General features: G+C 68.7%; 12 protein-coding genes. 3 read left to right on the top strand and 9 right to left on the bottom strand.

Annotated elements, in window-relative coordinates:
* Window positions 1-35: 35 nt before the first annotated feature.
* Together GQR91_RS03505 and cobA are read left to right on the top strand one after the other, a co-directional pair.
* Entirely contained in the window at window positions 36-2,660 is a 2,625-nt protein-coding gene (locus GQR91_RS03505) for a molybdopterin-dependent oxidoreductase (protein ID WP_149681481.1), read from the top strand.
* Window positions 2,650-3,420, top strand: coding sequence for a uroporphyrinogen-III C-methyltransferase (gene cobA, locus GQR91_RS03500; RefSeq protein WP_149681185.1), 771 nt, complete (start codon window positions 2,650-2,652; stop codon window positions 3,418-3,420). The genes GQR91_RS03505 and cobA overlap by 11 nt, the downstream gene beginning before the upstream one ends.
* Before the next feature lie 134 nt (window positions 3,421-3,554).
* Here cobA and GQR91_RS03495 read toward each other — a convergent pair whose 3' ends face one another.
* The 8 genes from GQR91_RS03495 to GQR91_RS03460 form a co-directional block, all read right to left on the bottom strand.
* Window positions 3,555-4,568 (bottom strand): phytase, encoded by a 1,014-nt coding sequence (locus GQR91_RS03495; RefSeq protein ID WP_149681184.1) that lies wholly within the window; start codon window positions 4,566-4,568, stop codon window positions 3,555-3,557.
* Window positions 4,565-7,351 (bottom strand): TonB-dependent receptor, encoded by a 2,787-nt coding sequence (locus tag GQR91_RS03490; RefSeq protein WP_211368562.1) that lies wholly within the window; start codon window positions 7,349-7,351, stop codon window positions 4,565-4,567. Before GQR91_RS03490 ends, GQR91_RS03495 begins: the two co-directional genes overlap by 4 nt.
* Before the next feature lie 186 nt (window positions 7,352-7,537).
* Window positions 7,538-8,599, bottom strand: a complete 1,062-nt coding sequence (locus GQR91_RS03485) for a Gfo/Idh/MocA family protein (RefSeq protein ID WP_375781592.1) — start codon at window positions 8,597-8,599, stop codon at window positions 7,538-7,540.
* A gap of 116 nt (window positions 8,600-8,715) precedes the next feature.
* Window positions 8,716-9,165, bottom strand: coding sequence for a peptide-methionine (R)-S-oxide reductase MsrB (msrB, locus tag GQR91_RS03480; protein ID WP_149681183.1), 450 nt, complete (start codon window positions 9,163-9,165; stop codon window positions 8,716-8,718).
* 17 nt (window positions 9,166-9,182) lie between these two features.
* The gene (locus tag GQR91_RS03475; protein ID WP_235903853.1) at window positions 9,183-10,118 is read right to left on the bottom strand and encodes an FAD:protein FMN transferase; all 936 of its coding nucleotides are present in this window, start codon (window positions 10,116-10,118) and stop codon (window positions 9,183-9,185) included.
* A 29-nt stretch (window positions 10,119-10,147) separates the two neighbouring features.
* Window positions 10,148-10,975: a DUF4198 domain-containing protein gene (locus GQR91_RS03470; RefSeq protein WP_149681182.1), complete on the bottom strand. Its 828-nt coding sequence runs from the start codon at window positions 10,973-10,975 to the stop codon at window positions 10,148-10,150.
* 11 nt (window positions 10,976-10,986) lie between these two features.
* The gene (locus GQR91_RS03465) at window positions 10,987-11,466 is read right to left on the bottom strand and encodes a DUF2271 domain-containing protein (RefSeq protein ID WP_112381491.1); all 480 of its coding nucleotides are present in this window, start codon (window positions 11,464-11,466) and stop codon (window positions 10,987-10,989) included.
* Window positions 11,467-11,478: 12 nt separating this feature from the next.
* Window positions 11,479-12,171 (bottom strand): PepSY-associated TM helix domain-containing protein, encoded by a 693-nt coding sequence (locus GQR91_RS03460; protein WP_149681181.1) that lies wholly within the window; start codon window positions 12,169-12,171, stop codon window positions 11,479-11,481.
* Window positions 12,172-12,527: 356 nt separating this feature from the next.
* Between GQR91_RS03460 and GQR91_RS03455 the strand changes: the two genes are divergently transcribed.
* Window positions 12,528-12,770: a hypothetical protein gene (locus GQR91_RS03455; protein WP_112381793.1), complete on the top strand. Its 243-nt coding sequence runs from the start codon at window positions 12,528-12,530 to the stop codon at window positions 12,768-12,770.
* 372 nt (window positions 12,771-13,142) lie between these two features.
* On the opposite strand, the gene GQR91_RS03450 is transcribed toward GQR91_RS03455, so the two are convergent.
* On the bottom strand, window positions 13,143-14,588 hold the full coding sequence (locus tag GQR91_RS03450) for a globin-coupled sensor protein (RefSeq protein ID WP_211368561.1): 1,446 nt from the start codon (window positions 14,586-14,588) through the stop codon (window positions 13,143-13,145).
* Window positions 14,589-14,606: the final 18 nt, after the last annotated feature.

The raw sequence follows: 14,606 nt of genomic DNA, 5'->3' as shown, positions 1-14,606 counted from the left end.
GCAGGGTGCCGCCCGTGACGGCCCCTCACCCTCCCATCGCTGACGCGACGGGCCCCTCCCTCTCCCCGGAGGGGAGAGGGGTCAGGACAACCTGTGCTTATTGCGGGGTGGGGTGCGGGATCGTGGCCACCGTTACCGGCGATAGGCAAGTCGCCATTGCGGGCGATCCGGAGCATCCGGCCAATCGCGGGCGGCTGTGTTCCAAGGGGACGCATCTGGGGGAGACGGTGGGGCTGGAGGGGCGGTTGCTCGCGCCGATGATCGGCAGGCGGCGGGCGTCGTGGGACAAGGCGCTGGATCTGGTCGCGCGGCGGTTCCGCGAGACGATCGCGCGGCATGGACCGAACAGCGTCGCCTTCTACGTCTCGGGCCAGTTGCTGACCGAGGATTATTATGTCGCCAACAAGCTGATGAAGGGATTCATCGGATCGGCGAACATCGACACCAATTCCAGGCTGTGCATGTCGAGCGCGGTGGCCGGGCACAGCCGCGCGTTCGGCGAGGACGTGGTGCCGGCCAGCTATGACGATCTGGACGCGGCCGAGCTGATCGTGCTGGTCGGATCGAACACGGCATGGTGCCACCCGATCGTCTATCAACGTATCCGCAGTGCCTGCGAGGCGGGTGCGAAGCTGGTGGTGATCGATCCGCGTCGGACCGAGACGGCGGAGGAGGCGGACCTGCACCTCGCCATCCGGCCGGGCAGCGACGTCGCCTTGATGAACGGCCTGCTCCACTGGTGCCGTGAAGCGGGCGTGGTGGACGCCGCCTATCTGGCCGCGCATGTCTCGGTACCCGAAGATTTCTGGGACCGGACCGGAGAGGGTAGCGACCTGTGGTCGGTGGCGCGCACCTGCGATGTGGCGCCGGCGGACCTTCGGCGTTTCTTCGAGATGTTCGCCGCGACACCGCGGACGGTGACGATGTTCAGCCAGGGGGTGAATCAGGCGCTGGCGGGCACCGATCAGGTGAATGCGATCCTGAACGTACATCTGGCGACGGGGCGGATCGGCAAGCCGGGGGCGGCGCCCTTCTCGATCACCGGCCAGCCCAATGCGATGGGCGGGCGCGAGGTGGGCGGGCTGGCCTCGACGCTGGCGGCACACCGAGACTTTGCGGAGGCGAACCGGGCGGCCGTGCAGCGTTTCTGGGCGTCGCCGACGATTGCGGAGAAGCCGGGGCTGAAGGCGGTCGACCTGTTTCGCGAACTGGGCAATGGCCGGATCAAGGCGTTGTGGGTGATGGCGACCAACCCGGCGGTGTCGATGCCCGATGCGGGTGCGGTGCGCGCGGCGCTGGCGGCGTGCCCGTTCGTGGTGGTGAGCGACGTGGTGGCGGAAACCGACACCAGCGTGCACGCGCAGGTCCGCCTGCCCGCCGCCGCCTGGGGCGAGAAGGATGGCACCGTCACCAATTCGGACCGCACGATCAGCCGGCAACGCGCGCTGTTCCCGCTGCCCGGCGAGGCGAAGCCCGATTGGTGGATCGTCAAGGAGGTCGCGCGGCGCATGGGTTGGGGCACCGCCTTCGCCTATGACCGGCCCGCCGAGATCTGGCGCGAGCATTGCCGGCTGTCGACCTATGCGCCCGATGGCCAGCGGCTGTTCGCGCTGCCGGGGCAGGCGGCGAAGGGCAATGCCGATTACGAGGCGATGGCACCGTTCCGCTGGGGCGGCACGCCCTTTGCCGATGGGCGCTATCCGACGCCGGACGGTCGCGCGCGGCTGGCGCCGGTGGTGCAGAAGGCGGTGGCGCCGCCGCTGAAGGACTGGCCGTTGACGCTCAATACCGGGCGTTACCGGGACCAGTGGCATACGATGACGCGTACGGGGCTGTCGCCGAAGCTGGCGCGGCACCGGGAGGAGCCATTGGTCGAGGTGCATGGCGACGATGCCGCGCGCGAAGGGCTGGTGGATGGCGGGCTGGCGCGCGTCTGCACGCCGCAGGGGGAGAGCCTGTACCGGGTGCGGGTGAGCGAGGCGCAGCGGCCGGGCGAGATCTTCGTGCCGATCCACTGGACCGACCGGACGGCGAGCGGCGGGCGCACCGGGCTGCTGCCGCGACCACTGGTCGATCCGGTGTCGGGGCAGCCGGGGTTCAAGGCGTCGCCGGCGGCGATCGCGGCGGTGGCGTGCCGGTGGCGCGGCTTTCTGATCGTCGCGGGCGAGGGCGAGCGACCGGAGTGTTTGTGGGCGACGCGGGTGGCGGTGCCGGCGGGGGTGCTGTGGGAGTTGGCGGGGGACGGTGATCCGGCCGTGCTGGAGGCGGTGTTGCCGAAGGGGGCGCGGATCGAGGCGGCGGATGCCAGCCGGGGCACGAAGCGGGTCGCGGTGCTGGTCGACGGGCGGTTGGTCGCGGCGCTGTTCGTGACGGAGACCGGGCTGTTGCCGTCGCGCGACTGGCTGATCGAACAACTCGGCGCGGCGCAGGCGGCGCCCACCGTGCTGGCCGGGCGGGCACCGGGCCTGGCGGTCGATCGCGGGCCGATCGTGTGCGCCTGTTTCGACGTGGGATTGAAGACGATCGTCTCGGCGATCGCGGCCCAAGGACTAGGCGATGTCGCCGCGGTCGGCGCGGCGCTGGGCGCGGGCACCAATTGCGGGTCCTGCCGCCCCGCCATCGCCAGGATATTGAGCCAAGGAGCGACGCATGCCGCATGACGATTTCACCCCCGGCACCGTCTGGCTGGTCGGGGCCGGTCCGGGCGATCCGGACCTGTTGACCCGCAAAGCGGAGCGGCTGATCGCACGCGCCGATATCGTCTTCTTCGACGCGCTGGTCGGGCCGGCTGTGCTGGATCTGGTGCCCCCCGGGGTCGAGCGGGTGAGCGTCGGCAAGCGATCGGGGCGGCATTCGAAGGATCAGGGCACGATCGACGAACTGATCGTGGCGGCGGCGCGGGGGGCCAAGCGGGTGGTGCGGCTGAAGGGCGGCGATCCGTCGATCTTCGGACGGTCGACCGAGGAGATCACGGCGTGCCGGGCGGCGGGGATCGCGGTCAGAGTGTGCCCCGGCATCACCGCGGCGAGCGCGGCGGCGGCCTCTGGCGTCGCCTCGCTGACCCTGCGCGGGCTGGCGCGGCAACTGACCTTTGTGACCGCGCATGCAAAGGCTGGCGAGGCGCTGGACCTGGACTGGGCGGGGCTGGCGGGGGCGGACCGGACGCTGGCGGTGTATATGGGGCGTGCGGCGGCGGCCGAGGTGTCACGCTCGCTGATCGCGGCGGGGCGGGCGGCGGACACGCCGGTGATGATCGCGGTGAACGTGTCGCTGCCCGACGAGCGGATCATCCGCGGGCGGCTGGATGCGCTGGCGTTCCTGGCGGCGGCGATCAGTGATCGTGATCCAGCGCTGTTGTTGATCGGGGAGGCGGTGGTGGGAACGGCTGTGGCGACGCACGTGGAATATGAAGTGGCATAGTCGCCCTCACCCTTTCCCTCCCCCGGCGGGAGCATCGGGTGAACAGTGCCCCGCACTGTTCAGGTCATGCCGGGGGCATGACCGACCCGATGCTGGAGGGAGCGGCGAAGCCGCGGACGGGTGAGGGCGGGAGGCTACAGTCCCAATGCCTTCAGTATCTTTTCCCAGCTGACATATTTGAAGTTCTGTGTGTCTGGCGCGTTGTCGCCGTCCTGTGCCACGAACAGGCCGCGGGGATAGTCGGGTCCGAAGTCGCCGAGCGCGAGTTCGATGCCGTCGGTCTCGCTGGTGCCGTCTATGGCGCCGCCGTCGATGCGGAAGCGGCCGGCATAGGTGACGCCCGGCAGGCGGTAGAGCGTATAGGCGTTGTCGCCCTGGCTGGAGGCGACGAGATAGCCGCCGTTGCGCCCCTGCGGTGCCAGCGCCAGCCCCTCGGCATCGGCGAACAGCGTCCTGCCATCGACCTGCGCGATGGGCGTGCCGGTGACGGGGGCCGCCGGATCGGCGGCAAAGCGCCACAGCCCGACATCCTCCTCCGCGACGTAGAGAAGGCCGGTGCGGTCGTCGACGACGCAACCCTCCGCCTGGGTGGCGACCTTCATGCTGCGCACCGTTTTTACCTGGGGGGTGGCGCCGGCGGTGTCGATCGCGACCTGGTCGATGCGGCCATCCTTCAGGACGACGAAGCCGAACAGCGCCTTGTCGCTGGCCCGCGTCCACAGGCACATGCCGTAGGCTTCGCCGGCGCCCACCGGATAGCGGCCCAGCGGTTGCAGGCGGGCGGCGGCGGTGTCGAGCAGGAACAGCGACACATGCGCGGTCGCCACGTCCGCCCGGTCGCTGGCGGCGACGACGACGCGGCCCCCCAGGTCGCGCAGATCGACATTGTTGAGGCGCGCGGCGGGGGTGAAGGACAGGCGTTTGCCCTTCATGTCGTAGACGTGGATACCCGCCTTCTTGTCGGTGCCGATGACCAGGCTTTTCGCCGGATCGGCGGCGTTGCGCCAGATGGCGGGGTCGTCGGCGGCGTCGGCGGCGGTATCGACCGGATCGGTTTCCGCGGTGGCGGGAACGTTCGGAGCGACATCGCTGGCCGGCGGCACGGTGGCGCAGCCGGCAAGCAGCCCGGCGAGCAGCAGCGCCCTCACAGCTTCACCCGCACGCCGCCGAAGATCGTGTAACCGAACTTCTCATATTCATAGACGCGCTGGCGATTGCCGTAATAGCGCACGCCGGGCGAGTTGGTCAGGTTCTTGCCCTCCACGAACAGGTTCAGCGCCTCGTTGAGCTGGATGCTGCCCGTCGCGTCGAGCTGGCCACGACCCTCCCAATAGAGGTCGAGTTCGGGGGCGTCGGCGTTGATCTCGTCCAGATAGTCCGAACGCTTGGTGTAGGCGACGCGCAGGTTGACGGGGCCGCGCTCGTAAAAGAGCGAGGCGTTCCACATGTGTTTGGACTGGCCCGGCAAGCGGAAGACGCGGCGCCCGGCATAGGCCTGCGCCAGTTCCGCCTCGCCCTGGGTATAGGTGTAGTTGGCGAAGATGCCGAAGCCGCCGAGGACGCCGGGGAGGAAGGCGAGCTGCTGCTGCCAGTTGACCTCGACGCCGTAGAGATGGCCGTCGGGCGCGTTTTCCGGGGTGGTGATGAACGCGCTGGGGGCATCGCCGAACGGGCCGCGGCGGGTGACGGTGTAGCGATAGTCGGTCAGGTCCTTGTAGAAGCCGTTGACCGCGATGATGCCGAGCGGGCGGATGTAATATTCGAGGCCGGCATCGATATTGTTGGCGAGGACCGGGCGCAGGTTCGGGTTGCCGGCCTCGACACGCACGGTGTTCCCCTCCGTCTCGTTGAGGAGGCGGGGCGCGATCTCCGGGAAGTTCGGGCGGTTGATCGCGCGGGTGAGCGCGAGGCGGCCGATGACGTTGGGGGTAAAAGCCTGGCGCAGCGTCAGGTTCGGGAAGAAGTCGGTATAGCCGTTCTTGCCGATCGCGGCGCTGGCCGGCGTCGTTGCGCGAAAATCGGTGGTCTCGACGCGCAGGCCGGCGATCAGCGTGGTCGGGCCGAATTCGAACTTGCCCATGCCGAACACGCCCATGATCTTTTCATTGGCGCGGTAGTCGGCCGCGATCGAGTCGGGCAGGCGACGCTGCGAGGCGGCCTTGGTCCGGTCGAAATAGGCGTCGGCGGCGCCGGTATCGATGCGGTTGCCCAGCACATAGTCGAAGTTGCGCGATTCCTCGTCGGACAGGAGGCCGGTCAGCGTCTCGGTCGGGGCGGCCGTGGCGCGGCGGTCGCGGAAGCGTTCCTCGTCGGCACTGATGTTGCGTTCGCGGTACTTGCCGCCGGTGCTGAGCGTCGCGACGCCGTCGCCCATCGGTACCGGCAGGTCGAAGCGGGCCGAGGCGCTGAACTGGTCGTTCTTCGTCGTGTTCGACCGGTAGGTGTTCTCGTAGAAGCTGTAGCGGTCGGTTTGCAGATGCTCGTTCGAGGTGAACAGCGAATAGCTCGGCAGGTCGGCATTGTTGCCGAAATCATAGGAAAGCCGCGGACGCAGCGACGAGCGGAACAGCAGCTCGTCACGGCGCGGATAGGTTTGGGCGGACTCGGTATAGGCCGCGTCGAAGCGGAAGGTGCCGTCGCCCAGCCGCTGTTCGCCGCCGGTGGTGACCGACCAGATCTCGTTCACCTGCACGCGGTGGCGTACCTGCTTGGTCAGGCGCGTGTTGGTGAAGGTGGCGGCGGTGTCGGTCGAGCCGGGCTGGAGCGTGCCATCGGTCCAGATGATGCCCAGGCGATCGCGAAACTCGTCATCCTTGAACCGGGCATAGGAGCCGCGAACCCACAGGCGGGTGGCGTCGGACGGGCGCCATTCGAACGCGCCGGTGCCGGCGATCCGCTCGCGCTTGGTGTCGTAATCCTTGAACAGCGTCTCGGTGACGCGCAGCAGGTCGCCGACATAGTCCCAGCCATTCTCGACATTGTCGGGGCGGCGATGGGTGCGCGAATAGCTGCCCGAGACGAGCACGCCGAACTGCTTGTCCGCGCCGAACCGGTCGCTGACCGATCCGGAGGCGCGGTAGTCGCTGCCCTTGCCGAACTGGTTGTAGCTGGCGCCGGCCATGCCGGTGAGCGCGAAGCCGCGGCGATCGAAGGGCGAACGGGTGGTGATGTTGACCGCGCCGGCGATCGAGTCCGCTTCCTGATCGGGGAGCAGCGACTTGGACACTTCGAGATTGGCGACGATGTCGGAGGGCAGGGTGTCGAGATCGACCGCACGGGTGCTGGGATCGACCGAGGCGATCTGCACGCCGTCCACCGAGATGGCCGACCATTCGCTGGGCGCGCCGCGGACGTTGATGTAGCGGCCCTCGCCCTGATCGCGCTCGATGCCGACGCCGGGGGCGCGTTGCAGCGCCTCGGCGATGTTGGGATCGGGGAAGCGGCCGATCGCGTCCGCCGAGATGATGGTGACGGTGTTGTCGGCCTGACGCTGCTGGTTGAGCGCGCGGGCGGTGTTGTCGAGCAGCGAGGCGCCGACGACGACGATCTCGTTATCAGCGGTGCCGGCGGCGGGCAGCGTGATCTCGACCCGGGCGCCGCGATCGGCGGGGGTGATAAGGCGCGTCTGGCGGGGGCGGCCGAGATAATCGATCAGCAGCGTCACGTCGCCCTCGGCGGGCACGGAGACGGTGAATTCCCCCTGCAGGCTGGTCGTCGCTTCGATCCCGGTGCCCTCCACGACGATGCGCGCGCCGGGCAGGGCGACGCCGGCGGCGTCATAGACACGGCCCGAGATGGTGGGGCCAGCGACGGGCGCGGCGGCGGCGACGGGCGTTGCATCCGGCGCGGCCTGAGCCGGTGCGGCGGCCAGGGTGATGGCGAGAAGCGAGGCACCCGCAAACATGCGGATACCGGGCGTGGCGGCGTTCATGATGTCCCCCCTGGGCGCTTGATCGTGAGTGCCGGCGCATGGGGCGCCGGTCGCTGAAGGAGGGCTTTGGGGGAGCGATGTTACAGGGGCGCGCCAATTTGGTGACGGGTCGGTGATGGATTCGTGACGGGGGTGTTACGGGCGCTCGAAGCCCTCTCCCCCCTCGGGGAGAGAGGACGTCTGGCATCACGCCAGCTTGATCTGGCGGCCTTCGCGGGCGGAGCGGTAGATCGCCTCGATCAGGCGGAGGTCGGCCAGGCCTTCCTCGCCCGCGACGATCGGCTGGCGGCCGGTCAGCGCGCATTCGGACAGGTGATCGAGCTGACCGACGAATTGATTGACCGGGCCGGGGGGCACGTCGCGCACCGCTTCCTTGCCGTCCTTGCGGATGCGCATGCGCTGCCCCTCGTAGGAGGTGGCGGGTTCCAGGTCGATCCAGCCATCGGTGCCGACGACGCGGTAGCGATTATGGTTCGAGCTGTAGCTGGACACGCAATCGGCGATCGCGCCGGAGGGGAAGCGCAGCATGAAGTTGATCTGATCCTCCACGGTGCGGAAGCGTGGATCGCTCTTGTCGGTGGATTCGACCGCGGTTACCGATACGGGTTCCTCGCCGGTGAGGTAGCGCGCGGCGTTCAGGCTGTAGATGCCGATATCCATCAGCGACCCGCCGCCCGCCAGCGCCTTGTCCAGCCGCCATTGGTTCGGCTGGGCGTTGAAGCCGTGTTCGGCGGTGACGATGCGGGTGCGCCCGACATGCGCCTGCCTGGCCAGCTGGATCGCAAGAACGTTGTGCGGCTCGAACCGGGAGCGGTAGCCGATCATCAGCTTGCGGTTGGCGCGTTTGGCGGCGGCGATCATTGCCTCACACTCGGCGGCGCTGACCGCCATCGGCTTTTCGCACATGACGTGCTTGCCCGCCTGGCTGGCGCGGATCGAGTATTCGGCATGCATGTTGTTGGGCAGGACGACATAGACGATGTCGATATCGGGATTGTCGCGGATGCGATCGTAGTTCGCGTAGCTGTAGCGGTGCGTCTTGGGGATGCCGTATTCGTCGCCGTAGCGGGCGAGCTTTTCCGGCGTACCGCTGACCAGGGCGACGAGGCGCGAGGACCGGCAATTCCTGAACTGCGGCATGATCTGGCGCGTGGCATAGCCGCCAAGGCCGACAATGGCGTAACCGAGCTTGCGACCGGGGGCCTGGGCCAGGGCGCCGGATGCCGCGCCCGCCAGGCCGAGGCCCATCAGATTGAGCGCGGTGCGCCGATTAAAATCCTCTCCGATCATGGACTTGTCTCCCATTTTCCCACCCGTGCACAGCCTGCACGGGTGGGGGGAGCTTGTCCATTGGCAAGGGCGGGTCAGTCCAGGTCTTCGACCTGATCCAGATAGTCGCCATACCCTTGCGCCTCCATCTCCTCGCGGGGCACGAAGCGCAGCGCGGCGGAGTTGATGCAGTAGCGCAGGCCGCCCCGGTCGCGCGGGCCGTCGGGGAAGACATGGCCGAGATGGCTGTCGCCATGCGCCGAGCGGACCTCGGTGCGGACCATGCCGTGGCTGCGGTCGTGCAGTTCGGTGACATGGGCGGGCTCGATCGGCCTGGTGAAGCTGGGCCAGCCGCAGCCGGACTCATATTTGTCCGACGAGGCGAAGAGCGGTTCGCCGGACACCACATCGACATAGATGCCGGGCTTCTTGTTGCCCAGCAGCGCGCCGGTGCCGGGGCGTTCGGTGCCGCTCTGCTGGGTGACGTAGAATTCCTCGGGGGTCAGCCGGGCGATCGCCTCTTCGGTGCGGGCATAGCGGGTCATGCGAACGTCTCCTGTTCCTACGGTTCGAGCATCGCGAGCAACGCGGGGCTCAGCCATTCGTCCCATGTCCCGCGCCGCCGCATCACCAACCGCGCGGCAAGCGCGTGGCGGATGGCAAAGGCGGCGCCTGCGTCCGGGCCCAGCACGGTCAGCGCGGTGGCGAACGCATCCGCCTCCATTGCGCTGGGGTGGATCACGCTGGCGGCGGCGACGCCGTGCGCGGCCGGGCGGCCGGTGCGGGGGTCGAGATTATGGTCGCCACGGATGTAGGTGCCCGAGGTGGCGACCGCCAGATCGTGGAGTGCGATGCGCAAGGGGGCAAGGGGGGCGCCGGGCGGGTTTTCGAGATCGACCCACCAGGGGTCGCCATCGGGGCGGATGCCGGTGCCGCGGAGTTCGCCGCCGATTTCGACAAGGGCATGGCCGATCTGGCAGCGGCGCAGGACGTTTGCGAGCGCGTCGACGGCGTGGCCCTTGGCGATGCCGGACAGGTCGAGCGCGAGGCCGCCGGGCTGGCGGAGGCGGCGGGCGGCGGCGTCCCAGGCGAGGTGGTGCCAGCCGTTGCAGGAGCCGGACGCCCGGGTGGGGCCGTGGCCATGGGCGTTGACCAAGTGGCCGATGGCGGGGTCGAAGGCGCCGTCGCTCGACCCGGCGATGCGCAGGGCGGCGGCGATGACATGGGCGAAGTCGGGGGGCAGGTCGATCCAGTGGCCGGCGGGCGCGCGGTTGAAGCGGGACAGGACCGAGTCCGCGTCCCAGTGGCTCATTTCCGCAACGATGCGCGCCAGCGTCTGCGTGATCGCCGCGGCGATCGGGGCGGGGTCGGCACGACCGGCGTAGAGGACGCGCCAGCGGGTGCCCATGGTCGGGCCCTCCAGCGTGACGATCGGTGCGGATGCGTCACGCGTGGCGAAGGCGGCGGGGTCGATACGGGTGGGGAGGGCGATGCGCATGTCGACCGTCGCCCTGCCCCATCCGCGCCTTACGGTGCCATCACTTCCAGCGTGGTGACATAGCCCAGCCGACGCTCGGTGGCGCGCGGCGTGGTGGTGTTGTTGTCGGTCGCGGTGGCGTTCAGCCAGTACATGCCCGCGGCCGGCCAGGTCACGGTCAGCAACCCTTGCGCATCGGTGGTCAGGTCCATCGCGTTTTCGGAGTCGCGGTAGCGCTTGCCGCCGGGAATGACGGTGACCTTGAGGTTGGCGGCCGGCTTGCCGTCGACGAGGAAGCGGAACTTCGCGGGCTCGCCCGCGACCAGCTCGTCCGGGTGGGTGACGGGGGACAGTTCCAGACCCTTGCCCGTCGGCTTGAACACGGTCGTGGTGGGTGCCCCGGCGGTGACGAAGATCTCGTTGCGGTTGACGATCTCCGTCACCTTCACGTCCGTCGCGTTCGCCGGAATGTCGGCGACGGTCAGCGGCGGCGGCATGTCGGGGCGGGGCGGGCCGCGGCGGCCGATGCGCTTTTCCTCGCCATTCACCTTGAAGCTGCCCATGACGGCATTGTTCTCGCTGCCGATCTTCCAGGTGCCGGGCTTGTCCAGCTTCACGTCGAAGACCGAGCGGTAGCGGCCGGTGGCGCCGTTCTGAAGCTGGCCGGGGGTGCCGTCCGGTTGCCAGACCTTCATCGCATCGAGCCGCATCGGCTGGTGATCGAAGAAGAACAGGTCGTTCGACACCGCCGCATCGACCGTCACCCAACTGTCGGTGCCCGAGAAGATGGTGCCCGACGGGAGCAGCCAGCCGCGATGCGCGGACACGGCGGCGGGGATAGACAGGAGCGCGGTGGCGACAAGCAGGAAGCGCTTCATGGGAAACTCCTTTAGCGGGCGGAGAGGGCAACGGTGCCGAGTTCGGACGTGCCGCTTTTCTGCGCGGTGCCGTTCGGTACGGTGACGGGGATGCTGACCAGTTCGCGGCCGCCGGTTTCGCGCGCGGCCTCGACGTTCAGGACATATTGGCCGGGCTTCAGATCGGCGGGCAGCGGGATGCGATACTGGCCGGGGGCGCGGGTGGCACCGCTGACGCCGTTCGCGGGCATCGCCATGCTGCGCCCGCCCTTGCGCCACCAGGACCGCAGGTCGGCGAGCCATTTGGTGCCGGGCTCGTTGCCGCCCTTCTTCACGTCATACCATAGCGCCACCGTGCGCGCGGGGCCGCCGGCGGCCGGCTCCAGCCAGACCGCGACATAGGGCTTGTGATATTCGGCGACGTTCAGGCGCGGAATGGTGACGGTAACCGTACCGGCGGTGGCCGGCGCGGCGACCATGCCGATGCCGAGCAGAAGCGGCGATGGACGCATGGATAAACCCCCTCAGTGAATGAACAGGATGGCGAGAAGTGCCGGCACGATCAGCCCGGCGGCGACCAGCGGCCAGGTGGACGGCCGGTGGCGGGCATGGAGCTGAAGCAGCAGCAGCCCGGTCAGCGTGAACAGGATGCAGGCAACGGCAAAGACATCGATGAACCAGAACCAGGCGGTGCCCGCGTTGCGCCCCTTGTGCAGGTCGTTGAGGTAGGAGATCCAGCCGCGATCGGTGATCTCCGCCGTGATCCGGCCGCTGGCGCGGTCGATCGACAGCCAGGCGTCGCCGCCGGGGCGGGGGAGGGCGACATAGACCTCCGCATCCGACCATTCGGCGGCGTGGCCGGCGGGATCGAGGCCGACCGCGCGCTTGGCGGCAGCAGCGACCTTTGTGGGGAGCGGCGCATCCGGGGCCGGGGGCGGCACCGCCAGCGCGCGCACGATCAGCGGCGGCAGCGGTGCATTCCGGGTGGTGACCACCGGCGTCGCCGCGATCGAGGCGGCATGGTTGAGCGTGATGCCGGTGATCGCGAACAACAGCATCGCAACCAGCGACACGGCAGCGCTGATCCAGTGCCAGGTATGAAGCTGTTTGAGCCACCAGCCGCGCCATTTGCGCTTCGCCGGGCGGGACGCGCGGGCCGCCGGCTGGGGAGCGGCCGGCTGGGGAGCGGCCGAAGGGGAAAGGCGAAGCTGATCCACGCCGCCTGCCTAAGCCGCGGCATGGTGCAATGCAAGGCTAATGCGAGTGATTATCACGGCTATGCAATCGTGGCGCATGTCTGCCCTTCGAAGCCGAAACGGAGCAATTATGCGCTTTCCGCCGGGCCACTACTTGAATGCACCCATGTTGCGGTGCAACATAAGGGATTGTTCGAGGAGGCGTCATGGGCGTGCAGGAAACGATCATGGCGGTGGCATTGGTATCGGTGGGCAGCATGCTGATGTGGCTGGAAGCCGCGTGGCGCAAGCGTTCGTAACATTCGCAACAGTAAAGAGGCTGGACTTCCGACTTGATTCAGGTCATGAGCGACACTCGCATTTTGGGAGTTCTAATCATGTTCGGTAAGATCCTTACCGCTGCTGCCGCAACCGTGCTCGTCGCGGCTCCGGTTGCAGCCGCTCCGGCCAACTCGGCCGCCAGCCTGTCGGTTGCCAAGTCGGCTCGCGCCGCTGCTCCGGCTGCCAAGAAGAACGAGCTCGCCGGTGGTGGCGTGATCGTTGCCGTGCTCGCCGCTGCTGCGGTCGTTGCCGGCATCGTGATCGTTGCCGACAGCGACGACGACTCGGACAGCAACTGAGCTGTTCCGCGCGGGCGGGCCTCCCGCTTCCAAGACGCTGAGCCGCCGCGCGGTCGATGGGGAGTCCTTCGGGGCTCCCCATTTTCGTTTGGGGGCGGGCTCGCGGCGTTGTCGCCTAATGGGATGGTTGGGCCGGGTGCTTCGGCACGAGCGGAGGTGGTGGGCTGGGTATGACACGCAACGCTTCAACCCTGATCCACATCCACCCCGTCCGTTCGCCTCGAGTAAGGATCGAGCTTGTCGAGAGCCTGTATCGAGAGGTGCCTGCTTGTGGCGAGGGTCTCTCGATACGCCGTCTCGATACGCAGCTTTGCTGCTACTCGACGACTACTCGAGACGAACGGATAGAGGGACAGTTGATGGCATTCCGCGTCAGCGCGTCGCGACCAGTCTGATCGGCTCTGCACGCCTCGGCACAGGCGGAGTCGCCGCCTGACCAAGCTGGAAGCGGGCGACCTCGCGGGCCAGTGCGTCGGCTTCGGCGGCGAGATCGCGGGCGGCGGCGGCGTGTTCGACCATCGCCGCATTCTGCTGGGTGACGCCGTCCATCTCCGCCACCGCGGTGTTCACCTGGGCCAGTCCCTGCGCCTGTTGTCCCGCCGCCTCGGTGATCTGGGCGACCAGCGCGTCGACATCGGCGATATGCGCGATGATGCGCTCCAGCGCCTCGCCGGTGCTGTTGACCCGGTCGACGCCGACACGCACCTGTGCCGAGGCGCCGGTGATCCGTGCCTTTACGTCCTTGGCCGCGTCGGCCGAGCGTTGTGCCAGCGCGCGCACCTCCGATGCCACCACCGCAAAGCCGCGGCCGGCCTCTCCGGCGCGTGCCGCCTCGACTCCGGCGTTGAGCGCGAGCAGATTGGTCTGAAAGGCGATGCCGTCGATCACCGCGATGATGTCGACGATCTCGGTCGAGGCGCGGGCGATGCCGTCCATCGCGGCCATCGCCTCGCGCACGATCGTGCCGCTGGTCTGTGCCTCACCGCGGGCCTGGCCGACCGCGCCGTTGGCGCGCGCGGCGTCCTCGGCGGTGCGGCGGACGGTGCTGGTGATCTGGTCCATCGCCGCGGCGGTTTCCTCCAGGCTGGCGGCCTGTTGCTCGGTGCGCTGGGACAGCGTGTCGGATGCGCCGCTGACCCCGGAGGAGCCGGTGTTGATGCGGGCGGCGGCATCCGCGACCTGGCCGAGCGTTGCGGAAAAGCGGGTGCGCATCGATTCGAAATCGGCGGCGAGCGCTTCGTAGCCGGGGGGCAGGTCATCCAGCGTGGCGGTGAAATCGCCGCCCGCCAGCCGTTCCAGCACGCGGCCGACCTGTGCGATCACCGCCTCGCGCCGGGCTTCCTCGGCCTGGAAATAGGCGGACAGGGCGACGTCCATGTCGAGCAGCGACGCCTTCACCAGCGTGGTCGCGGTGCGCGACGCGGCAAGCGGATTGAGCATGCCGCGGCGCAGGATCCTGGGCAGGATGTCTTCGAGGATGCGGGCATAGCCGCTGATGTACCAGGTGGGGGACAGGCCGATGCGGGCGTGGACGCTGCCGATGCGTTCGGCGCGGATGCGGTACTGGTCGTCCAGTGGGCCGGAGAAGAGGGTGAGCCAGTGGTCGAGCTGCTTGTCGCGGGCATGGTCCATCGCGGCGGGCGAGCCGAAAAAGGCGGCTGCCCTGGGCGTTGCGCGGATATGGTCATACAGGCGGCGCAGCGCGGCGGGGGCGTGGCGCGCGACGATCTTGCGGACCGCCGGAAAGGCGCGGTAGCTGCCCGGCGTATAGCCGAAGGCGGCGAGTTTTTCCGTAAAGCTGGTGATCGGCTCGGACATGGTTCCTCCTGCCCGCAT

This window comes from Sphingomonas carotinifaciens, from assembly GCF_009789535.1.
GTDB lineage: Bacteria > Pseudomonadota > Alphaproteobacteria > Sphingomonadales > Sphingomonadaceae > Sphingomonas > Sphingomonas carotinifaciens.
The sequence above is the reverse complement of the archived record's forward strand: the minus strand, read 5'-3'. Positions and strand labels throughout refer to the sequence as shown.

Coding starts and splice junctions, on each gene's coding strand:
- GQR91_RS03470 (WP_149681182.1), bottom strand. CDS start 10,975: ATGAAGCGCTTCCTGCTTGTCGCCACCGCGCTCCTGTCTATCCCCGCC.
- GQR91_RS03485 (WP_375781592.1), bottom strand. CDS start 8,599: ATGGGCCTCGGCCTGGCGGGCGCGGCATCCGGCGCCCTGGCCCAGGCC.
- GQR91_RS03455 (WP_112381793.1), top strand. CDS start 12,528: ATGTTCGGTAAGATCCTTACCGCTGCTGCCGCAACCGTGCTCGTCGCG.
- GQR91_RS03490 (WP_211368562.1), bottom strand. CDS start 7,351: ATGAACGCCGCCACGCCCGGTATCCGCATGTTTGCGGGTGCCTCGCTT.
- cobA (WP_149681185.1), top strand. CDS start 2,650: ATGCCGCATGACGATTTCACCCCCGGCACCGTCTGGCTGGTCGGGGCC.
- GQR91_RS03475 (WP_235903853.1), bottom strand. CDS start 10,118: ATGCGCATCGCCCTCCCCACCCGTATCGACCCCGCCGCCTTCGCCACG.
- msrB (WP_149681183.1), bottom strand. CDS start 9,165: ATGACCCGCTATGCCCGCACCGAAGAGGCGATCGCCCGGCTGACCCCC.
- GQR91_RS03450 (WP_211368561.1), bottom strand. CDS start 14,588: ATGTCCGAGCCGATCACCAGCTTTACGGAAAAACTCGCCGCCTTCGGC.
- GQR91_RS03465 (WP_112381491.1), bottom strand. CDS start 11,466: ATGCGTCCATCGCCGCTTCTGCTCGGCATCGGCATGGTCGCCGCGCCG.